We start from the raw sequence: 21,001 nt of genomic DNA, 5'->3' as shown, positions 1-21,001 counted from the left end.
TGTCTCATGTGGTCTATGGTTGTCTCATGGCTGTCGATCGTGACCACGTCCTGCGCAGCGCCGCGGCCCTGCTGACCCGTAGATCCACCGCGACCATGGACGAGGTCGCCAAGGCCGCCGGGATCAGCCGGGCGACCCTGCACCGCCAGTTCGCCGGGCGGGACGCCCTGGTACGGGCCCTGGAGTCGCTCGGCATCGCCGAGTGCGAGGCAGCGCTGGACGCGGCCCGCCTGGACGAGGGCAGCGCGAGCGACGCCGTGCGGCGCCTCGTGCGCGAGATCGAGCCCGCGACCGGGCTGCTGTCCTTCCTCTACAGCGAGAACCAGCTGTTCGAGGGCGAGGAGCAGAACGCGGGCTGGGCCAGGCTCGACACCCGGATCGCGGCCCTGTTCCGGCGCGGCCAGGACAGCGGCGAGTTCCGCATCGACCTCAGCCCCACCTGGCTCACCGAGGCGCTCTACGGCCTGATCGCGGCCGGGGCGTGGGCCGTGATGGACGGCAAGGTCGCCCGCAACGACTTCCAGTTCATGATCGTCGAGCTGCTGCTCGGCGGCGCACTACGGAGAGAGGAACCATGACCAGCACCCTGCAGCCGGCGACGACGACCGAGGCGGTGAAGCGCCCGGGCCGCTGGCTCGCGCTGTCCGTCCTGGTGCTCGCCGTGCTGCTGGTGGCCGTCGACGCGACGGTCCTCGGTCTCGCCACCCCCTACATCAGCGAGGATCTGGGGCCCACCGGCAGCCAGCTCCTGTGGATCGGCGACGTCTACTCCTTCGTCATCGCCGGCCTGCTCGTCTCCATGGGCAGCCTCGGCGACCGCATCGGCCGCAAGCGCGTCCTGCTCGTCGGCGCCACCGCGTTCGGCGCGCTGTCCGTGCTCAACGCCTACGCCACGAGCCCCGAGATGTTGATCGCGGCCCGTGCCCTGCTCGGTGTCGCCGGCGCCACGCTGATGCCGGCCACCCTCGCGCTGATCCGCAACCTCTTCCACGACCCGCGCGAGCGCAGCCTCGCCGTGGGCATCTGGGGCGCCACCGCCTCGGCCGGCACCGCGGTCGGCCCGATCGCGGGCGGCTTCCTGCTCGGGCACTTCTGGTGGGGCTCGGTCTTCCTGATCAACCTGCCGGTGATGGCCGTGCTCGTCCTCGTCGGCATCAAGCTGCTGCCGGAGTCGCGCAACCCGCGTCCCGGCCCCTGGGACCTGACCAGCGTGCTGCTGTCCCTGGTCGGCATGATCGCGGTCGTGTACGCGGTCAAGGAGGCCGCCTCGCACGGCCCGGCCTGGGAGCCCCTCGCCGCGGGCCTGCTGGGCCTGGCCGCCCTGTACGCCTTCGTCCGCCGCCAGCTGACCCTGCCGGCCCCGCTGCTGGACATGCGCCTGTTCGCCCACCGCGGCTTCAGCGGCGCGGTCCTGGCCGACCTGCTGACCATCCTCGGCCTGTCCGGCCTGGTGTTCTTCCTGTCCCAGTACCTGCAACTCGTCCAGGGCCGCCGCCCGTTCGAGGCCGGCCTCGCGGAACTCCCGGCCGCCGTGGGCGCGGTGGCCGCCGGCCTGGTCGCGGGCCGGGTGGCCCGCCGACTCTCGGTGCGTACGGTCGTCTCCGGCGGCCTGGCCGCGGTGGGGCTGGCGCTGGCCTCCCTCGCCTTCCTCGACCAGTCCACCGGCTATCCGGTGCTGGGCGCCGCCCTGCTGGTCGTCGGTGTCGGCGCGGGCTTCTCCTTCACCGTGACCGCCGACGTGATCCTCGGCTCCGTGCCCAAGGAACAGGCGGGCGCCGCCTCCGCGGTCTCGGAGACCGCCTACGAACTGGGCGCGGCCCTCGGCATCGCCCTGCTCGGCTCCATCGTCACCGGCGTCTACCGGGGCTTCGCCGCCCCGGCGGGCACCCCGGCCGAGGCGCACGAGTCCCTGGGCAGCGCGACGGAGGCGGCGGCCGCGCTGCCGTCCCCCACGGGCGAGGCCCTGCTGGACGCGGCCCGCCAGTCCTTCGTGGACGGCCTGGCCCTGGCGGCGGGCGCCGGGGCAGCCGTGCTCCTGGCTGCGTCGGTGGCGGCGTGGTTCATGCTGAGGGGCCAGAAACTGGAGAACGGGGCGTAGCCCCTCAGGAGCGCCTTCTCAGGAGCGCCGTCTCAGGGGCGCGGGGAACTGCGCGGGAAACCACGACGAACCCGCGGCCGCCGTACGGCAGAACCTTTACGGCGGCCGGGCGCAGCCTTGGCTGCCGTGGCGTACGTGCATGACGCGGCCATGGGGCGTAGCTCCTCAGGGGCGCGGGGAACTGCGCGAGAAACCACGACGAACCCGCGGCCGCCGTACGGCAGAACCTTTACGGCGGCCGGGCGCAGCCTTGGCTGCCGTGGCGTACGTGCATGACGCGGCCATGGGGCGTAGCTCCTCAGGGGCGCGGGGAACTGCGCGGGAAACCACGACGAACCCGCGGCCGCCGTACGGCAGAACCTTTACGGCGGCCGGGCGCAGCCCTAACCCCCACGAACGGCCGGGCGCAGCCCTACGCGGCCTTGGCCTTCGTGGCGTACATGTCCACATACTCCTGCCCCGACAGCCGCATGACCTCGGCCATCACCGAGTCGGTCACGGCCCGCAGCACATACCGGTCCCGGTCCATCCCGTCGTACCGGGAGAACTCCAGCGGCTCACCGAACCGCACGGTCACCCGGGAGGGCCGCGGAATGCCCGCCCCGCCGGGCTGGATCTTGTCCGTGCCGATCATCGCGAAGGGGACCACCGGCGCGCCGGTCATCAGGGTGAGCCGGGCGATGCCGGTACGGCCCCGGTACAGCCGCCCGTCGGGGGACCGCGTGCCCTCGGGGTAGATGCCGAAGACCTTGCCCTCCTCCAGGATCCGCCGCCCGGTCATCAGCGCGGCGACGCCGCCCTTGCCGCCGTCCCGGTCGACCGGGATCATGCCGACGCCGGTGAAGAACCACGCCATCAGCCGGCCCTTGAGGCCCTTGCCGGTGACGTACTCGTCCTTGCCGATGAAGAACACCTGACGGTCGCAGACCAGCGGAAGGATCATCGAGTCGATGAAAGTCAGGTGGTTGCCGGCGAGGATGACCGGACCGTCGCCCGGGATGTTCTCCACGCCTTCCACCCGGGGGCGGAACATCAGGCGCATGACCGGACCGAGCACACCCTTGATGAGCGCGAAGCGGGACAACGGGTCCTCCGGTTCTGTATGAGTCTGTGCAGGTGAGGACGATACTCGCGGGCACGGTGGTTGCGCACATCGGGTTCACGGAGGTCTTACACAGAGTTGACCCACGTTCACCTGCGGCGGCCCGCACCCGGCCCCCGTGACGCGGGCGCGGCGATGTGACGGACATCGCGCGAGCAGCTGCCCACCGGGTGTCCCGCAGGGCCCCGGCCAAAGCCGACGGGGCGTCATCTACGTCCTCCGGTACGACATTCAGCGTCATCCGTGTGTTCGAGCCGAGGTCTCCCTCAGGTCATGTCCGCGCCCCTACGATCGGCCCGCACACCACGAGCACCGACGGCGAGGAGGCCGCGCATGGCAACGCAGGAGTCGAACGAGCCGCAGGGCACCGGACGGCGGGCACTCCTCGGCGCGGCGGTGCTGGGCGCCGGTGTCCTGGGCCTGTCCGGCACGGCGAGGGCGGCCGGGGCGGCGGGGCACCCGGGCGGGGTGAAGAGTCTGCCGAAGCCGACGATCATCGGCCACCGGGGCGCCAGCGGCTACCGCCCCGAGCACACCCTGGGCTCCTACCAGCTCGCCCTGGACCTGGGCGCCGACATCGTCGAGGCCGGTGACCTGGTCCCCACCAAGGACGGCCACCTCGTGTGCCGGCACGAGCCGGAGATCGGCGGCACCACCGATGTCGCGAGCCGCCCCGAGTTCGCCGGGCGCAGGACCACCAAGGTGCTGGACGGCGTCTCCGTCACCGGCTGGTTCACCGAGGACTTCACGCTCGCCGAGCTGAAGACCCTGCGCGCCACCGAGCGCATCCCGGCCAACCGCCCGCACAACACCCTCTACGACGGCCGCTGGGAGATCCCCACCTTCGAGGAGGTGCTGCGCTGGCAGGACGAGCAGACCCGGGCGCGCGGCAGGCAGGTCTGGATCTACCCCGAGCTCAAGCACCCGACCTACTTCCGGAAGCTGGGCCTCGGCCTGGAGGAGCGGGTCGCCAAGCTGCTGCACAGGCACGGCAAGGACCGCCGTACCTCCCCGGTGATCGTGCAGTCCTTCGAGCCGACCAGCATCCAGCGGCTGAACAAGCTCGTCGACAACAACCTCGTCGTCCTGCTGTCCGGCCCCGCCACCCGCCCCTGGGACTTCGTCGACACCGGCGACCCGCGCACCGTCGCCGACCTGGTCAAGCCGGCCGGGCTGCGGGAGATCGCCTCCTACGCCCAGGGCATCGGCCCCACCCTGGACCTGATCATCCCGAAGGACGCGAGCGGCAACCTCACCACGCCGACCACGCTGGTGGCCGACGCCCACAAGGTCGGCCTGCTCCTGCACCCCTGGACGCTGCGCAACGAGAACCCCTTCCTGCCCGCGAACTTCCGCAAGGGCTCCGACGCCGACGCGTACGGCGACGTCTTCGGCGCCTACCGGGCGTACTTCGCCACCGGCATCGACGGCATCTTCACCGACCAGCCGGACACCGGCCTGCTCGCCCGCGAGGAGTTCGTCAACGGCTGAGCGCCGCGCGACACCTCAAGGTGAACCCTCGGCCGTCCGGGCAACTGCGGGCCCGGACGGCCGCGTCGTGCCGCATATGACGCCCGACATGGTCACCACCCTGCACCCCCTGCTCGCCGCCGAGGCCTCCGCCGAGGCACATGCCACCGGCACCGAGCCGGGCGACCTCGAGCAGGCGGTCTGGCTGCGCCTGCTGGAACGCCTCGGCAGCGACGGGCCGCCGCCCCACCCCGAGCGCTGGCTGCGCTCCGCCGTCCGCGCCGAGGCGCGCCGCAGCCGTCGTACGACCGCGTTCGAGCGGCCGTACGAGATCGAGCCGGCCGACGAGGCCGCGCGGGACCCCGAGCAGCAGGTGCTGACCGCCGCCCGGCTGCGGGCCCTGCGGGACGCGGTGGACCGGCTGCCCGGACGCTGCCCCCGGGTGCTGTCGGCCCTGTTGTCGCCGAGGGACCTGACCTACCGGGAGATCGCGGGGGAGTTGGGTATCTCACAGGGCAGCCTCGGCCCGGAACGCTCCAGATGTCTGGGATGTCTGCGTCGTTTGCTCACACCGGAGGTTGCGGCCCGCGGAGTGCGGGGATAGGAGTGAGGGACGACAGGCGACAGGTGAGCGGGAGGCGTGCACACATGGGCATGAGCGTGATCATCTCCGAGGCGACCGACCAGGACGTCGAGCAGATCTTCAGGCTGCAGTACCTGTGCTTCCAGAGCGAGGCCGCGCTGTACGGCAACTACCGCATCGACCCGCTCGTGCAGAGCCTGGAGTCGGTCCGCGAGGAGGTCGCCGCCGACCGCGTCTTCGTCGCGCGGCTCGGCGAGGAGGTCGTCGGCTCGGTGCACGGCCGCCTCACCGAGGACGGCGCCGCCGCCATCGGCAAGCTCTGCGTGCACCCCCGCCTCCAGGGCCACGGCATCGGTGCCCGCCTGCTGCGGGCGGCGGAAGCGGCCCTCGCCGAGCAGCACGGCGCCACCACCTTCCGCCTCAGCGCCGGCCACCGCAGCGAGAACGGCCTGCGCCTGTACCGGCGCGTGGGCTACGTGGCCGTGGGCACGGAGCAGGGCCAGGACGGAGTCCCGATGGTCGTCCTGGAGAAGGCGGCCACCTCATACGCGGCTACCGCGTAGCTCAGCCACCCTGTCGGGAGCGTGCCTTGCGCAACCAGTACATGGCGGAGAGCGGCAGGAGCACCGGGATGAACAGATACCCCATCCCGTAGTCCGACCACACCGTGGCGTCGGGGAACGCTGACGGATCGGCCAGGGTCCACGTGCCGACCGTCAGCACCCCGAGCAGCTCGGCCCCGCAGCACACGAACGCGGCCCGGCGGGCCGTCTCCCCGCCCCGCACGAGCGAGTACGTGATGAACCCGTAGACCAGCCCGGCCAGCGCCGACAGCGAGTACGCCAGCGGCGCCCTGTCGAAGTCGGTCGCGATCTGCACGGCGGATCGCGACACCGCGCCGACCACCATCACCCCGTACAGCCACACCAGCAGCATCCCGGGCCCGCTGATCAGCCGCGCCGGCTTCTCCTCCACCGCAGTCACCTCAGCCACCCCAGATGTCGTAGAGCCGTACTTCCAGCACCGCGAGGACGACTCCGCCCGCGGCCACGGTCACCGAACCCCAGCGTGTGCGCTCGGCCAGCGACATGAACCCGGTCACCGGCACGCACGCGAACGCGCCCAGCAGATACGCCACGAAGATCGTCGTGCCCTGCTCCGGCTTCTCGCCCCGCGCCAGCTGCACGATCCCGATCACCAGCTGGGCCAGCGCCAGTACCGAGACCACGGCCATCCCGATGAAGTGCCAGTCCTTCGTCGGCTGGTCACGGTAGGCCGCCCAGCCGCACCAGGCGGCGAGCAGCAGCGCGGCGACACCGGTCACCAGCGTCAGGGCATCAAGCATGCAGCGACCCTATTACGGGGCAAACGGACGCCCGCCGCCGGGGCACGCCTCCCGTCGAAGGGTCTAGACCAGTTCGGCGTAGGGTCGGGGGCATGACGATCCACGCACGCGCCCTGCTCTTCGACAACGACGGCACCCTCGTGTCCTCCCTCGCCTCGGTGGACCGCTGCTGGGCCCGCTGGGCGGACGAGTTCGGGATCCCGCCCGGGGACTTCGCGCGGGTCGCCCTGCACGGCCGCACCGCCGCGGCGGTCGCCGCCGACCTGCTCGACGCGGACGTCGTGCCGCGCGCCGTCGCCCGCATCGAGCAGCTCGAGGTGGACGACGTGCCCGGCGGGGTCGAGCTGCTGCCCGGCACCCGCGCCTTCCTGGACGCCCTCCCCGCCGACCGCTGGGCGGTCGTCACCTCCGCCACCCGCCGGCTGGCCGAGGCCCGCCTGGACGCCGTCGGCATCCGGCCCAAGACGCTGATCACCGCCGACGAGGTCACCCGCGGCAAGCCCGACCCGGAGCCCTATCTGCTCGCCGCCCGGCAGCTCGGCGCCGACCCCGCCGACTGTGTCGTCTTCGAGGACGCCCCGGCCGGTCTCGCCGCGGGCCGCGCGGCCGGCATGCGGACCGTGGCGTTGGCCACAACCCACCCCGCCGGACAGCTCGACGCCGACCTCGTGGTGAGGGACCTGTCGGCCTTGTCGGCACTGGTCACCGACGCGGGCGTGGAGATCGCCGTACGCGACTGAGAACGGCAACGACGGTGTCCACGGCTGTCCACTATTCGGACGGCCGTGCCCGGTCAGGAGCGTCCGTCTGCTTTACTGATCGCATGACCACGACGAGCTGCCGCATCCTTGCGACCGAGGCGACCCTGACGCCCGGTGCTCGTTGTATGTGTCGAATGTGCGCCTTCTAGAGGGCCCCCGCACCATCTCCTGAGCCTCGCGCCCCGAAGCGAGCCCGCCGTGGCATGTCCGTACGCCCATCGCCGTACGTGACCACGTCGCCCCGCGCACACACCCCTTCCGTACCAGGGCACATCCACGCCCGCGTACTCGACAGTGACGGAAACCCACGTGATCACCACCACGGGCCTGACCAAGGTCTACCGCTCCCGCGGCCGTGAGGTCACCGCCCTCGACGGCGTCGATCTTCACGTCCGCGAAGGTGAGGTCTACGGCGTCATCGGCCAGTCCGGCGCCGGCAAGTCCTCGCTCATCCGCTGCGTCAACCTCCTGGAGCGCCCCACCTCCGGCACGGTCACCGTCGCCGGCCAGGACCTCACCGCCCTCGCCGGCCGGGGCCCGCGCGCAGGCAGGGAGCTGCGGCAGGCGCGCAGCCGCATCGGCATGGTGTTCCAGCACTTCAACCTGCTGTCCTCACGAACCGTGCAGGACAACGTCGAGCTGCCGCTGGAGATCCTCGGCAGGTCAGGCAGGGACCGCTCCCGCAAGGCGCTCGAACTCCTCGACCTCGTCGGCCTCGTCGACAAGGCGGGCGCCTACCCCGCCCAGCTCTCCGGCGGCCAGAAGCAGCGCGTCGGCATCGCCCGCGCCCTGGCCGGCGACCCCAAGGTGCTGCTGTCCGACGAGGCCACCAGCGCCCTCGACCCGGAGACCACCCGCTCCATCCTCCAGCTGCTGCGCGACCTCAACCGCCGGCTCGGCCTGACCGTCCTGCTCATCACGCACGAGATGGACGTGGTGAAGCAGATCTGCGACTCGGCCGCCCTGATGGAGCGCGGCCGGATCGTGGAGTCCGGCACGGTCGGCGAACTGCTCGCCACCCCCGGCTCCCAGCTCGCCTCCGCGCTGTTCCCCGTCGGCGGCGAGGCGACCGACGACGAGCGCACGGTCCTCGACGTCACCTTCCACGGCGAGGCCGCGACCCAGCCGGTCATCTCCCAGCTGGCCCGCACCTACAACATCGACATCTCCATCCTCGGCGCGGCCATCGACACCGTCGGCGGCCTCCAGGTCGGCCGGATGCGCATCGAACTGCCCGGCCGCTACGAGGACAACGTCGTGCCCGTCGGCTTCCTGCGCGAACAGGGCCTGCAGATCGACATCGTCGGCCAGAGCTCCGCACAGGACTCCGCAGGCTCCGTTCAGGACTCCGTACTGGTGAAGGAAGGTGCCAAGTGACCTGGTCGGAGATGCAGCCCCTGCTGGAGCAGGCGTGTACCGAGACGCTGGTCATGGTCGGCTGGTCCACCCTGATCGCGGTCCTCGGCGGTCTGCCGCTGGGCATCCTGCTGGTCCTCACCGACAAGGGCGGCCTGCTGCAGAACACCGTGGTGAACAAGGTCATCGGGCAGATCGTGAACGTCGGCCGCTCGATGCCGTTCATCATCCTGATGGTCGCGCTGATGAACTTCACCCGCTGGATCACCGGCACCACCATCGGCAGCGAGGCCGCGATCGTGCCGCTCGCCATCGGCGGCATCCCGTTCTTCGCCCGGCTCGTCGAGACGGCTGTCCGCGAAGTGGACGGCGGGCTGGTCGAGGCCGTGCAGTCCATGGGCGGCAACACCTGGACGATCGTCCGCAAGGTCCTCGTCCCCGAGGCGCTGCCGTCCCTGATCGCCTCCACCACGACCACGGTCATCGCCCTGATCGGCTACTCCGCCATGGCCGGCACGGTCGGCGGCGGCGGCCTCGGCGACCTCGCCGTCCGCTACGGCTACCAGCGCTTCGAGACCGGCCTGATGTGGATCACCGTCGCGGTCCTCGCGGTCGCCATCTCCCTCATCCAGTTCGCCGGCGACTACGCGGCCCGCTCCCTGCACCGCCGCGGCGCCCGCTCCGGGCCCGGTCCGAAGCTGCGCCTGCTCAAGGCCAAGGAGCCGGACGCTGCCACGGTCGGCGAGGCCGCCTGAGCACGCCCCCCGAGCGCGCTCGCCCCACAGACTCCCCGTCCACCCACGACGGGGTCGCACCACCATAAGGAAAGGCACTTTTCGTGCGTAACACCGCCAAGATCACCACCGCCGTCCTCGCCGCCGGAGCCCTCACCTTCGGGCTGACCGCCTGCGGGTCCTCCGACAGCGACTCCTCCTCCACCGACGGCCCGCTGGTCGTCGCCGCGAGCCCGGTCCCGCACGCCGAAATCCTGAACTTCGTCAAGGACAACCTGGCGAAGAAGGCGGGCCTCGACCTGGAGGTCAAGGAGTTCACCGACTACGTCACGCCGAACACGGCCACCGAGGACGGCTCCGTCGGCGCCAACTACTTCCAGAACCAGCCGTACCTCGACGACTTCAACAAGAAGAACGGCACCCACATCGTGCCCGTCGTCACGGTCCACCTGGAGCCGCTCGGCCTGTACTCCGAGACGGTCAAGAGCGCCGACGCCCTCAAGAGCGGTGCCACCATCGCCGTCCCCAACGACACCGTGAACGAGGCGCGCGCCCTGAAGCTGCTCGCCGACAACGGCCTGATCACCCTCAAGGACGGCGTGGGCAACGAGGCGACCCCCGCGGACATCACCAAGAACCCCAAGAACCTCAAGTTCAAGGAGCTGGAGGCGGCCCAGACCCCGCGCTCCCTGAAGGACGTCGACGCGGCCGTCGTCAACGGCAACTACGCCATCGAGGCCGACCTCCAGCCCGCGAAGGACGCCCTCGTCCTGGAGTCCCCCAAGGACAACCCCTACGGCAACTTCCTCGCCGTCAAGGAGGGCAAGGAGGACGACCCGCGCGTCAAGAAGCTCGCCGAGCTGCTGACCTCGCCCGAGGTCAAGAAGTTCATCGAGGACGAGTACGCCGGCTCCGTCATCGCCTCCTTCTGAACCCACTGACGCCCTTTCAGCGGGTGCTCACCGCACCCGGGGTCCCCTCAGCGCGAACAGACGCGCGAACGGCGGGACCCCGGGTGCGGTTCGGTGCTTTCATGCTGCATGCTGGGCAGTTCAGCACGGCTGTTCAGCACGACCTCAGCTTTTCGACAGCTTTCCACGGCTACGGAGCGGCGCATGACGAGCACCTTCCCCAACATCTCCATCAGCACGGAGCGGTTGGTGCTGCGTCCCCTCGACGAGGACGACGTCCCCGCCCTGGCCGAGATGATGAACGACGAACAGGTCGCCGCCTGGACCGACGTCCCGCAGCCCTTCACCGAGGACGGCGCCCGCACCTGGATCACCGAGTACGCCCCCGCCGAGCGGGAAGCCGGACGCGGACTCGACCTCGCCGTGACCGAGTTCCTCACCCAGCGTCTCGTCGGCGTCGTCCAACTGGGCAGGACCAACTGGCACATCCGCTCCACCGAGCTGTCGTACATCATCGCCCCCTGGGCCCGCGGCGAGGGCTACGCCTCCGAGGCCGCGCTCGCCACCGCCCAATGGCTGTTCGGCGACCAGAAGTTCGAACGCATCGAGCTGCGCACCGCCGCCGACAACACCGCCTCCCAGCAGGTCGCCCAGAAGATCGGGTGCATCAGCGAGGGCGTCCTGCGCAACGCCTGCATAGCGCACGTCCGCGCCGACGACGGCACCTGGACCGACGTGCGCACCGACTTCATCGTCTGGAGCCTGCTCCCCGAGGACCTCGAAGGCGCCGCCGAGCAGCTCACCGACACGTCCGGGTTCACCTCGTACGCCGACTGGAACTGACCCGCGAGGGGCCACCGGCCGCACAGCACGACCGGGTACGCTCACCAGGCCGGCCCCGGCGCGGGCCGACCCCCACGACGACCTGCGACGATCCCTGGAGACTGACGACGATGGCCGACCGGGTCACGGTGATCGGCTGGGACGGCTCGCCGCTGACCGCAGCGGCACGCTCCGCCCTGGGCGCCGCCACCCTGGTGGCCGGGGCGGGCCACCACCTCGCGCTGCCCGAGGTGCCGCCCGGCGCCGAGCGCATCCGGCTCGGCAGCGTCGCCCTCGCCGCCCGCCGCATCGCCGCCCACCGCGGCACCGCGGTCGTGCTCGCCGAAGGCGACCCCGGGTTCTTCGGCGTCGTACGCACCCTGCGCGCCCCCGAGTTCGGCCTGGAGGTCGAGGTCGTCCCCGCGGTCTCCTCGGTCGCCGCCGCCTTCGCCCGCGCCGGGATGCCCTGGGACGACGCCCAGGTGGTCGTCGCCCACCGCCGCACCCTGCGACGCGCGGTGAACGTATGCCGCGCCCACACCAAGGTCGCGGTCCTCACCTCGCCCGGCGCCGGACCCGCAGAACTCGGGCTGCTCCTGGAGGGCGTCCACCGCACCTTCGTCATCTGCGAGGAACTCGGCACCGACCGCGAACAGGTCAGCGTCGTCACCTCCGACAAGGCCGCCGACCACACCTGGCGCGACCCCAACGTCGTCATCGTCATCGGCGGCCCCGCCCGCGGCGGCCCCGCCCCCGAGGACGGCTGGATCGCCGGCCGCGACCCCGGCACGGGCCCCCGCGGCTGGACCCAGCCCGCCGACGCCTACGTCGGCGACCTGGGCGAGGGCGAGACCGACATGCTGCGCGCCGCCCAGCTCGCCCGCCTGGGACCCCGTACCGGTGACCTGGTGTGGGACATCGGCTGCGGTGCGGGCGCGTTCGCCACGGAGGCCGCCCGCGCCGGGGCCGCCGTCCTCGCCGTCGACCGGGACCTCGGGGCCTGTGCGCGCACCGACGCCGCCGCGCGCCGCTTCGGGGTGCAGATGCAGATCGTGCACGGCACCGCCCCGCACGTCCTGGAGGACCTGCCGGAACCCGACGTCGTCCGGGTCGGCGGCGGGGGAGCGGCTGTCGTCTCCGCCGTCGCCGACCGCCGTCCGCGCCGCATCGTCGCCCACGCCGCCACCCGCGACGAGGCGGAGCTCCTCGGCCGCGATCTGACCGAACACGGGTACGAGGTGGAGTGCGCCCTGCTGCAGTCCGTGGGGCTGGACACCCGCACCTGGACGGAGACGGAGCGGAGTGTCGCGTTCCTGCTCAGCGGGGTACTGCCGGACCGCTCCCCGTGATCCTGTTGTCGTACTGCGCGCGGTAGGCTGGCCGATCGTTGTACCGCACTCGGTCGCCCGGCGCTTCGTCGGTCAATGTCCGGAAAGCACACCCGTTTTGGGGTGAGTGTGGTACGGCAGAACCGGAGGACGCGCAACGTGGCGCAGTCCACAGCGGACCGTTGCGGATCAAGCTGTCGCGACGGCGCAACGACCGGGACAATGCCACCTAATGGCTTTGTCGCCTTTTCCGGGCGGGTCGTTCGTGCCGCTGGACACGCACGCTCGTTCTTCACTGCGGGGCGGTCGGTGCGCCGTTCCGGGTGAGCTGGTCGTAGAGGCACTAACCGATGGGCGAGGGGTACGCATGACCGACACCGGCCAGGTCCCGGGCGAGGGGCTGCCGGAGAACGCAGGCATGGTGGAACAGCCGGGCGTTCCCGAGCACGCGGCGTACACCTACCTCTCCGAGACCCCCGCCGAGGACGAAGACCTGCTGCTGCCGGGCGCCCAGAGCGCCTGGGGCAACGAAGTGGCTCCGCCGGCGCCCGAGCCGGTCGTCGAGGCCGTCCACGAGCCGGACCCGCACGAGACGGGCGGCCGCGACAGCGGCTCCGTCGACCTGACCGGCGTCCGCCTGCCCAACCCGGCCCCGTCGGCCCCGCGCCGCCCGCTGCACCTCGGCCCGCCGATCCCCGACACCTCCGCCAGCCCGGTCCGCTCCCTGGCCGACCGCGGCCCGGCGGGCGCCCCCGTGCGCCAGCCCGCCCCGCAGGCCCCCGGCCCCGAGTACTTCGACGTCCCGCGCGCCCGTGAGACGCCCGCCCAGGCGACCGCCCCGCAGGGCGCCATGCCCCAGGGCGCCGTGCCGTGGGGCGCTCCGGCCGCCGCTCCCGTCGGTACGGCGGCCCAGCCCGCGGAAACGGTTGGCCCGGCTCCGCATCCGTACACCGAGCCGGTGGACGCCGCCCAGGCCACGATGGCCCGCCTCACGAACCAGGCGGTGGCGGCTACGACGCCCGCGGGTGAGGTGCCCCCGGCGCACGAGGAGCCGGTGGCTGCGGCGGACCAGGGCGCCGGCGGCGGGCCGGAGGGTCCGCAGGACCCGGCCACCGTTGCGCCCGAGGGCGTCCAGGTGGGCGAACTTCCCGCACCGGGCGCTGTGACCGAGCCCGGCCAGGAAGTACCCCAGGCCCCGGAGGCCGCGCAGGTGCCTCCGCAGGCCGCGGCCGAGCCCGTCGCCGCGGCACCGGGGGAGCCTGTCCAGGAACCGGTCCAAGGTGTGGACGCAACTGCTGCCGCCGGCCCGGCCGAGCCGCAGGGCGTGGAAGGCGCGGAGACCGTGGAGGCCGTGCCTGCGGCCCAGGGCCAGCCGGTCGCGCAGGCCCCGGACGCCGTCGAGGCTGCCCCGGGCCAGCCGGTTCTGGAGGCTGCCGCGGAGGCTCCTGCCGCCGTAACCGCCGAGCCGCAGGTGGTGGACGCCGCCGCTGCCGCCCCCACCCAGCCGGATGCGGACGTCTCCGCCGCCGAGCCCGCGGTGGGCCAGGCCGGGCCGGCCGAGGCGCCGGTCGGGGAGGCCGCTGCGGTGGCTCCGGGTCAGCCGGTCGTGGAAGCCGCCGCTGCCGAAGCGGTCGAGCCGCAGCCCGTCGACGCCGTTGCGGTCGCCCCGGTGCAGGAGATCCCGCAGGCCCCGGATGCCGCCGTTGCCGAGCCCGCTCCCGCTCAGCCGCAGGCCGCGGAGGCCGAGGGGGTGGCGGTGGCTCCGGGTCAGCCGGTCGCGGAGGAGGCCCCCACCGCCGAAGCGGTCGAGCCGCAGCCCGTCGACGCCGTCGCGGTCGCCCCGGTGCAGGAGATCCCGCAGGCCCCGGACGCCGCCCTTGCCGGGCCCGTTCAGCCGGAGGTCGCCGAGATCTCTGCCGCCGGGCCGGTTCAGCCGCAGGTCGCCGAGTCCTCTGCCGCCGAGCCGGTTCAGCCGCAGGTCGCCGAGTCCTCTGCCGCCGGGCCGGTTCAGCCGCAGGTCGCCGAGTCCTCTGCCGCCGGGCCCGTTCAGCCGCAGGTCCCGGACACCGCAGCCGTGGCCCCCGAGCAGCCGGCCCCCCAGCAGGCGGACGCCCCGGCCGCCACGGGCCTCGCCCAGCCGGCCCCGCAGCCCGCGGAGGCTCCCGCCCAGGCGGCCCCCCAGGCCGGTCCCGCCGAAGCGGCCGCCCCCGCTGCGGCACCCGTCATGGACCAGGCCCCGCACGCCCAGCAGTCGCCCGCCCAGCAGTCGCCCGCGCAAGCCCCGCAGGTCACCGACGCGCACCCCGTCCCCGAGGGCCACCCCGCCCCGGGCGAGGTCCCGGCCCCGCACCCGCAGGCCGCCCCCGCCGAGCAGCCCGTCGCGGACGCCCGGGCCCCGCAGCCGCAGCAGCCCGCGGCCGAGCCCACACCCGTGGCCCAGCCCGCGGCCGAGCCCGTGCCCGCCGCCCCGCAGCCCGCCGCGGTCGCCGCCCACATCCCGGACCCCGCGTCCCAGACCCCGGACGCCCACCCCACCGAGCCGCCCATGACCGACCCGGCGCACGCACAGGCGACGGCCGCCCACCCGCAGGCACTCGCGGGCCCGCAGTCGATGCCCCAGTCCACGCACCCCGCCGGGGACGCGGCCACCCCGCTCCCCAGCACCCTCTCCGCGGACGCGGTCGACGCGCCCCAGCTCGGTGAGTTCGTGCCCGTGGAGGGCGCCCCCGTGCCGACGGCCCCGCATCTCGCCCCGACGCCGCCGCACCCCATCGCCGTACCGGCACAGCGGGAGGCGGTGTCCGAGACGGACGGCGAGGTCGTACGCGTACAGCAGGCGGACGACCTGGAGACCCGGGGCGCCGAACAGGAAGACCGGCAGGAAGCAGAGGGCACGGCCGCGGTGGCAGAGGCACGACAGTCCACGGGGCCGGCCGCGCCCGGGTACGACGAGGCGGAGCGCGCGGCCGTGCTGAAGGTCATGCGCGAGCGGCGCGACATCCGCAACGGCTTCCGCAGCGACCCGATCCCGCACGAGGTACTGCTGCGCGTCCTGGAGGCGGCCCACCACGCGCCCTCCGTGGGCCACTCCCAGCCCTGGGACTTCGTGGTCATCAGATCCGCCGACACCCGCCGGGCCATGCACGAACTGGCCATGCGCCAGCGCGAGGCGTACGCCAAGTCGCTGCCGAAGGGCCGGGCCAAGCAGTTCAAGGAACTGAAGATCGAGGCGATCCTCGACACCCCGGTGAACATCGTCGTCACCGCCGACCCGACCCGCGGCGGCCGCCACACCCTCGGCCGGCACACCCAGCCGCAGATGGCGCCGTACTCGGCCGCCCTCGCGGTGGAGAACCTGTGGCTCGCCGCGCGCGCGGAGGGCCTCGGCGTCGGCTGGGTCAGCTTCTTCGACGAGCGCGAGATGGTCCGTGCCCTCGGCCTGCCCGAGCACCTGGAGGTCATCGCCTACCTGTGCGTCGGGTACGTCGACGAGTTCCCGGACGAGCCCGAGCTGATGCAGGCCGGCTGGTCCAAGCGCCGCCCGCTGTCCTGGGTGGTCCACGAGGAGACGTACGGCCGGCGCGCCCTGCCCGGTGAGGAGCCGCACGACCTGCTCGCCGAGACCGTCGCGCAGATCCGCCCGCTGGACGCCAAGGCGCTCGGCGAGGCCTGGGAGCGGCAGAAGCGCATGACCAAGCCGGCCGGCGCGCTCGGCATGCTGGAGATCATCTCCGCGCAGCTGTCCGGCCTGTCCCGGCAGTGCCCGCCGCCGATCCCGGAGCCCGCGGCCGTCGCGATCTTCGCGGGCGACCACGGGGTGCACGCCCAGGGCGTCACCCCCTGGCCGCAGGAGGTCACCGCCCAGATGGTGGCCAACTTCCTGGGCGGGGGAGCGGTCTGCAACGCCTTCGCCAACCAGGTCGGCGCCGAGGTCTGCGTCATCGACGTCGGCGTGTCCGGCGACCTGCCCGCCACCCCGGGCCTGCTGCCCCGCAAGATCCGCGCCGGTACGTCCGACATGACCACGGGCCCCGCGATGACCCGCGAGGAGGCCAAGCAGGCCATCGAGGTCGGCATCGAGACGGCCCGCGACCTGGTGGCGGCCGGCAACAAGGCGCTCCTGACGGGCGAGATGGGCATCGCGAACACCACCGCGTCCGCGGCCCTGATCTCCGTCTTCACCGGCACCGACCCCGCCGAGGTGACGGGCCGCGGCACCGGCATCAACGACGAGACCCTCGCCCGCAAGACCGAGGTCGTCCGCCGTGCCATCGAGCTGCACCAGCCCGACCCGGCCGACCCGATCGGCGTCCTCGCGGCGATCGGCGGCTTCGAGCACGCGGCGATCGTCGGCCTCCTGCTGGGCGGCGCGTCGCTGCGTACGCCGGTGATCCTGGACGGCGTCAGCGCCGGTGCCGCCGCGCTGGTCGCCCGCGCCATCGCCCCCGAGGTGCTGGCCGCCTGCATCGCGGGACACCGCAGTGCCGAGCCCGGCCATGTGGCCGCCCTCAACAAGCTCGGTCTGCGCCCGCTGGTCGACCTCGACCTCCGCCTCGGCGAGGGCACCGGCGCCCTCCTCGCCCTTCCGCTGGTCCAGAGCACGGCCCGCGCGATGCACGAGGTGGCCACGTTCGACTCGGCGGGAGTCACCGAGAAGTAAGGCACCACCGGCGGGGTCGGTCCGCTGTTCAGCCTGCGGACCGACCCTCCCGCATGCCCCGCCCGCAGCTTAAAATCCGCACGTCAGGGCCGCTCCGAAGTTGCAGCGCCCACCGCACGCCCCGTCGAGGAGCCGCCCCTCATGGCCGAAAACCCCGCCTACCCGGTAGGTCTCCGCCTCACCGGCCGCAAGGTCGTCGTCCTCGGCGGCGGCCAGGTCGCCCAGCGCCGCCTCCCCGCCCTGATCGCGGCCGGCGCGGACATCCACCTCGTGTCCCCGCAGGCCACGCCGTCGGTCGAGGCCATGGCGGACGCGGGCGAGATCACCTGGCAGCGGCGGCCGTACGAGGACGGCGACCTGGCCGACGCCTGGTACGCCCTGATCGCCACCAGCGACCCGGACGCCAACGCCCGCGCCTCCGCCGAGGCCGAGCGGCACCGCGTGTGGTGCGTGCGCTCCGACGACGCCGACGCGGCCACCGCCTGGACCCCGGCGACCGGCCACAGCGAGGGCGTCACCGTCGCGATCCTCACCACCGACACCCGGTCCCGCGACCCCCGCCACACCGCCGCCATCCGCGACGCGGTCGTGGAGGGCCTGCGCGACGGCACCCTGGTCGCCCCGCACCACCGCACCCGCACCCCGGGCGTCGCCCTGGTCGGCGGCGGCCCCGGCGACCCGGACCTGATCACCGTGCGCGGCCGCCGCCTGCTCGCCGAGGCCGACGTCGTCATCGCCGACCGCCTCGGCCCGCGCGACCTGCTCGCCGAACTGCCCCCGCACGTCGAGGTCATCGACGCCGCGAAGATCCCGTACGGCCGCTTCATGGCCCAGGAGGCCATCAACAACGCGCTCATCGAGCACGCCAAGCAGGGCAAGTCCGTCGTACGGCTCAAGGGCGGCGACCCTTACGTCTTCGGCCGCGGCATGGAGGAGCTGCACGCCCTCGCCGAGGCCGGCATCCCCTGCACGGTCGTCCCCGGCATCTCCAGCTCGATCTCGGTGCCCGGCGCGGCCGGCATCCCGGTCACCCACCGGGGTGTGGCCCACGAGTTCACCGTCGTCAGCGGTCACGTGGCCCCCGACGACGAGCGCTCGCTGGTCGACTGGCCGTCCCTCGCCAAGCTCACGGGCACGCTCGTGATCCTCATGGGCGTGGACAAGATCGGCAGGATCGCCGAGACCCTCGTCGCCCACGGCAAGTCCCCCGACACCCCGGTCGCGCTCGTCCAGGAGGGCACGACGGCCGCCCAGCGGCGGGTCGACGCCACCCTCGCCACGGTCGCCGAGACCGTCCGCACCGAGGACGTGAAGCCCCCCGCGGTGATCGTCATCGGAGAGGTCGTCGAGGTCGGCACGGCCACGTAGGGCCGCTCCGGCGTAACCCGAGGTAACCCGCCCCGTTGGCACCGCACGTACGACAAGGCAGTATCACCCTGTGGCCGATCTCATCACCGTTGACGACCCCGACGACCCGCGCCTGCGCGACTACACCGGCCTGACCGACGTCGAGCTGCGCCGCAGACGCGAACCCGCCGAGGGCCTGTTCATCGCCGAGGGCGAGAAGGTCATCCGCCGGGCCAAGGACGCCGGGTACGAGATGCGCTCGATGCTGCTGTCGGCGAAGTGGGTCGACGTCATGCGCGACGTCATCGACGAGCTCCCGGCCCCCGTGTACGCGGTCAGCCCGGAGCTCGCCGAGCGCGTCACCGGCTACCACGTCCACCGCGGCGCGCTCGCCTCCATGCAGCGCAAGCCGCTTCCGGACGCCACCGAGCTGCTGGGCGCCGCCCGCCGCGTGGTCGTCATGGAGTCGGTCAACGACCACACCAACATCGGTGCCATCTTCCGCTCCGCCGCCGCCCTCGGCATGGACGCCGTCCTGCTCTCCCCGGACTGCGCCGACCCGCTGTACCGACGCAGCGTCAAGGTCTCCATGGGCGCCGTCTTCTCGGTGCCGTACGCCCGGCTCGACACCTGGCCCAAGGGCCTGGACTCGGTCCGTGAGGCGGGCTTCACCCTGCTCGCCCTCACCCCCGACGAGAAGGCCAGGAGCCTCGACGAGGCCGCCCCGCACAAGATGGACCGGGTCGCCCTGATGCTCGGCGCGGAGGGCGACGGCCTGTCCCGCCAGGCCCTGGTCGCGGCGGACGAATGGGTCCGCATCCCGATGGCCCACGGCGTCGACTCCCTCAACGTGGGCGCGGCGGCCGCGGTCGCCTTCTACGCGGTGGCCACGGGCCGCCCGGCGGCGTAGCCGCTACTCGGGCTCGGACATCTCGAACGTCGACTCGTACCGCTGCGACATCATCGATCCCCGGTCCAGCGGCGTGTACGACGGCTGCACCGCCTGTCCGCGCCGCTCGCCCGTCCCGCTTCCGCCGGGGGTGCCGAGCCCGCTCGCGGAGCCCTGGCAGCCCTGCACCAGGGCGATGCCGAGCAACACGAACAGCGTGACCACGACGAACACGAACAGCCGCTGGCGCAGCAGTCGCGGATTGGCCGGCCGCAGCCGGGTGCCCGTGGTCCGCGGCGCCGGACGGCCACCGCGCGGCGCGGGCCGGCTGCCGCTGCCGCCGCGGGTCGAGCCGCGGGTGGCGGGGGTGTTGCGGGGGACCGGCGTGGGCCGGGTCTGGCCGGAGCGGGGCGCCGCAGCGCCGCGCGAGGCGGTGCCACCGCGTGAGGCGCTGCCGCCCCGGGACGGGGCCGCCCCGCGCGCGGGGGCCGGGCCGCGGGCGGGCCGGGGCTCGGGCGTCGTCCCCTGCGGCCGCGGCCGGCGCTGCGGGGCGCGCTGCTGCTCGGGGTGGCTCTCGGCGAGCCGGCCGGTGGGCCGGTCCGGTTCGGGCGCGCGCGGCGCGGGCGGCCGTCCGTCGAGCATGATCTGCGCCTCGCGGGCCGCGATCTCCTTCAGCCGCAGCGAGAGGTCGAGCGTGCTGGGCCGCTCCTCGGGGTCCTTCGCCAGACAGGCCCGTACGAGCGGGGCCAGCGCGTCGGGGACACCGTGCAGCTGGGGCTCCTCATGCACCACGCGGTACAGCATCACCTCCGAACTGCCGTGTCCGAAGGGCGAGTCGCCCGTGCAGGCGTACGCGAGCGTGGCGCCCAGCGAGAACACGTCGGTGGCAGGGGTGACCGCGGCGCCGCGCACCTGCTCCGGCGCCAGGAAGCCGGGGGAGCCCACGGCGGTGCCGACGTGGGTGAGGGTGGAGGCGCCGGTCGCCCAGGCGATGCCGAAGTCGATGATCCGCGGCCCCTTGGGGGACAGCAGGATGTTGGACGGCTTGAGGTCCCGGTGCACCACACCGGCCTCATGGACGGCGACGAGCCCCTCGGACAGCGCGGCCCCCACCGCGGCGACGTCCGCCGCGCCGAGCGCGCCCCCCTCGGCGACCTTGTCGTGCAGCGAGGGACCGGGCACGTACTGCGTGGCGAACCACGGCCGGTCGGCCTCCAGATCCGCCGCGACCAGCCGCGCCGTGCACCCGCCCCGGATGCGCCGCGCCGCGGACACCTCGCGCGCGAACCGCGACCGGAACTCCTGGTCCTCCGCCAGATCGGGCCGGATCACCTTCAGCGCGACCCGCTGCCCCTTCTTGTCGGAGCCCAGATAGACGACCCCCATACCGCCCGCCCCGAGCCGCCGGTGCAGCTTGAACGAGCCGACGACGCGCGGGTCCTCGCGCCTCAGGCGCATCATCGCCATGTTCATCCCCGCTGCCCGGTCCGTCTGACGTGGCACAGCTTACGTTTCCACGGCCGTGTGCGCGCAGAGGCCGCGCCCTCTCTGTTGCGCGGATTGCCGGTGCTGGACGGGAGACTTGAGAGAGGGTC

18 protein-coding genes are annotated in these 21,001 nt (G+C 73.2%); 14 read left to right on the top strand and 4 right to left on the bottom strand.

What is annotated here, in order from left to right:
* Nucleotides 1–26: 26 nt before the first annotated feature.
* Nucleotides 27–578, top strand: a complete 552-nt coding sequence (locus ACIGXJ_RS23325; protein ID WP_399648533.1) for a TetR/AcrR family transcriptional regulator — start codon at nucleotides 27–29, stop codon at nucleotides 576–578.
* Complete coding sequence (locus tag ACIGXJ_RS23320) at nucleotides 575–2,098, top strand: MFS transporter (protein WP_399648530.1); 1,524 nt, start codon at nucleotides 575–577, stop codon at nucleotides 2,096–2,098. Before ACIGXJ_RS23325 ends, ACIGXJ_RS23320 begins: the two co-directional genes overlap by 4 nt.
* A gap of 412 nt (nucleotides 2,099–2,510) precedes the next feature.
* On the opposite strand, the gene ACIGXJ_RS23315 is transcribed toward ACIGXJ_RS23320, so the two are convergent.
* A complete protein-coding gene (locus ACIGXJ_RS23315) occupies nucleotides 2,511–3,182 on the bottom strand; it encodes a lysophospholipid acyltransferase family protein (protein WP_399648528.1) in 672 nt (223 codons plus the stop codon).
* Between the two features lie 351 nt (nucleotides 3,183–3,533).
* Between ACIGXJ_RS23315 and ACIGXJ_RS23310 the strand changes: the two genes are divergently transcribed.
* The 3 genes from ACIGXJ_RS23310 to ACIGXJ_RS23300 all read left to right on the top strand — a co-directional run bounded on the left by ACIGXJ_RS23310 (nucleotide 3,534) and on the right by ACIGXJ_RS23300 (nucleotide 5,816).
* The gene (locus ACIGXJ_RS23310) at nucleotides 3,534–4,691 is read left to right on the top strand and encodes a glycerophosphodiester phosphodiesterase (RefSeq protein WP_399648525.1); all 1,158 of its coding nucleotides are present in this window, start codon (nucleotides 3,534–3,536) and stop codon (nucleotides 4,689–4,691) included.
* 76 nt (nucleotides 4,692–4,767) lie between these two features.
* Nucleotides 4,768–5,274, top strand: coding sequence for an RNA polymerase sigma factor (locus tag ACIGXJ_RS23305; protein ID WP_399648522.1), 507 nt, complete (start codon nucleotides 4,768–4,770; stop codon nucleotides 5,272–5,274).
* Nucleotides 5,275–5,318: 44 nt separating this feature from the next.
* Nucleotides 5,319–5,816: a GNAT family N-acetyltransferase gene (locus tag ACIGXJ_RS23300; RefSeq protein ID WP_399648520.1), complete on the top strand. Its 498-nt coding sequence runs from the start codon at nucleotides 5,319–5,321 to the stop codon at nucleotides 5,814–5,816.
* Nucleotide 5,817: 1 nt separating this feature from the next.
* On the opposite strand, the gene ACIGXJ_RS23295 is transcribed toward ACIGXJ_RS23300, so the two are convergent.
* Together ACIGXJ_RS23295 and ACIGXJ_RS23290 are read right to left on the bottom strand one after the other, a co-directional pair.
* A complete protein-coding gene (locus ACIGXJ_RS23295; protein WP_399649093.1) occupies nucleotides 5,818–6,237 on the bottom strand; it encodes a hypothetical protein in 420 nt (139 codons plus the stop codon).
* A gap of 1 nt (nucleotide 6,238) precedes the next feature.
* Nucleotides 6,239–6,598: a hypothetical protein gene (locus ACIGXJ_RS23290; protein ID WP_399648517.1), complete on the bottom strand. Its 360-nt coding sequence runs from the start codon at nucleotides 6,596–6,598 to the stop codon at nucleotides 6,239–6,241.
* A gap of 92 nt (nucleotides 6,599–6,690) precedes the next feature.
* Here ACIGXJ_RS23290 and ACIGXJ_RS23285 point away from each other — a divergent pair, with 92 nt between their 5' ends.
* The 9 genes from ACIGXJ_RS23285 (at nucleotide 6,691) to ACIGXJ_RS23245 (ending at nucleotide 19,427) form a co-directional block, all read left to right on the top strand.
* On the top strand, nucleotides 6,691–7,338 hold the full coding sequence (locus ACIGXJ_RS23285; RefSeq protein ID WP_399648514.1) for an HAD-IA family hydrolase: 648 nt from the start codon (nucleotides 6,691–6,693) through the stop codon (nucleotides 7,336–7,338).
* A 330-nt stretch (nucleotides 7,339–7,668) separates the two neighbouring features.
* Nucleotides 7,669–8,736 carry a methionine ABC transporter ATP-binding protein gene (locus tag ACIGXJ_RS23280; protein ID WP_399648511.1) on the top strand — a complete coding sequence of 356 codons (1,068 nt, stop codon included), beginning with the start codon at nucleotides 7,669–7,671 and terminating at the stop codon, nucleotides 8,734–8,736.
* On the top strand, nucleotides 8,733–9,470 hold the full coding sequence (locus ACIGXJ_RS23275) for a methionine ABC transporter permease (protein ID WP_399648509.1): 738 nt from the start codon (nucleotides 8,733–8,735) through the stop codon (nucleotides 9,468–9,470). Before ACIGXJ_RS23280 ends, ACIGXJ_RS23275 begins: the two co-directional genes overlap by 4 nt.
* A gap of 83 nt (nucleotides 9,471–9,553) precedes the next feature.
* Nucleotides 9,554–10,381, top strand: a complete 828-nt coding sequence (locus ACIGXJ_RS23270) for a MetQ/NlpA family ABC transporter substrate-binding protein (RefSeq protein ID WP_399648506.1) — start codon at nucleotides 9,554–9,556, stop codon at nucleotides 10,379–10,381.
* Between the two features lie 183 nt (nucleotides 10,382–10,564).
* Complete coding sequence (locus tag ACIGXJ_RS23265; protein WP_399648503.1) at nucleotides 10,565–11,203, top strand: GNAT family N-acetyltransferase; 639 nt, start codon at nucleotides 10,565–10,567, stop codon at nucleotides 11,201–11,203.
* Nucleotides 11,204–11,313: 110 nt separating this feature from the next.
* The gene (gene cbiE, locus ACIGXJ_RS23260; RefSeq protein WP_399648501.1) at nucleotides 11,314–12,531 is read left to right on the top strand and encodes a precorrin-6y C5,15-methyltransferase (decarboxylating) subunit CbiE; all 1,218 of its coding nucleotides are present in this window, start codon (nucleotides 11,314–11,316) and stop codon (nucleotides 12,529–12,531) included.
* A 346-nt stretch (nucleotides 12,532–12,877) separates the two neighbouring features.
* Nucleotides 12,878–17,170: a nicotinate-nucleotide--dimethylbenzimidazole phosphoribosyltransferase gene (gene cobT, locus ACIGXJ_RS23255; RefSeq protein WP_399648500.1), complete on the top strand. Its 4,293-nt coding sequence runs from the start codon at nucleotides 12,878–12,880 to the stop codon at nucleotides 17,168–17,170.
* 141 nt (nucleotides 17,171–17,311) lie between these two features.
* Complete coding sequence (cobA, locus tag ACIGXJ_RS23250) at nucleotides 17,312–18,538, top strand: uroporphyrinogen-III C-methyltransferase (RefSeq protein WP_399648497.1); 1,227 nt, start codon at nucleotides 17,312–17,314, stop codon at nucleotides 18,536–18,538.
* 70 nt (nucleotides 18,539–18,608) lie between these two features.
* Nucleotides 18,609–19,427, top strand: a complete 819-nt coding sequence (locus ACIGXJ_RS23245; protein WP_399648494.1) for a TrmH family RNA methyltransferase — start codon at nucleotides 18,609–18,611, stop codon at nucleotides 19,425–19,427.
* A gap of 3 nt (nucleotides 19,428–19,430) precedes the next feature.
* Here ACIGXJ_RS23245 and ACIGXJ_RS23240 read toward each other — a convergent pair whose 3' ends face one another.
* Nucleotides 19,431–20,879: a protein kinase gene (locus ACIGXJ_RS23240; protein ID WP_399649092.1), complete on the bottom strand. Its 1,449-nt coding sequence runs from the start codon at nucleotides 20,877–20,879 to the stop codon at nucleotides 19,431–19,433.
* Nucleotides 20,880–21,001: the final 122 nt, after the last annotated feature.

This window comes from Streptomyces sp. NPDC053367, assembly GCF_044545925.1.
Classification (GTDB): domain Bacteria; phylum Actinomycetota; class Actinomycetes; order Streptomycetales; family Streptomycetaceae; genus Streptomyces.
The sequence above is the reverse complement of the archived record's forward strand: the minus strand, read 5'-3'. Positions and strand labels throughout refer to the sequence as shown.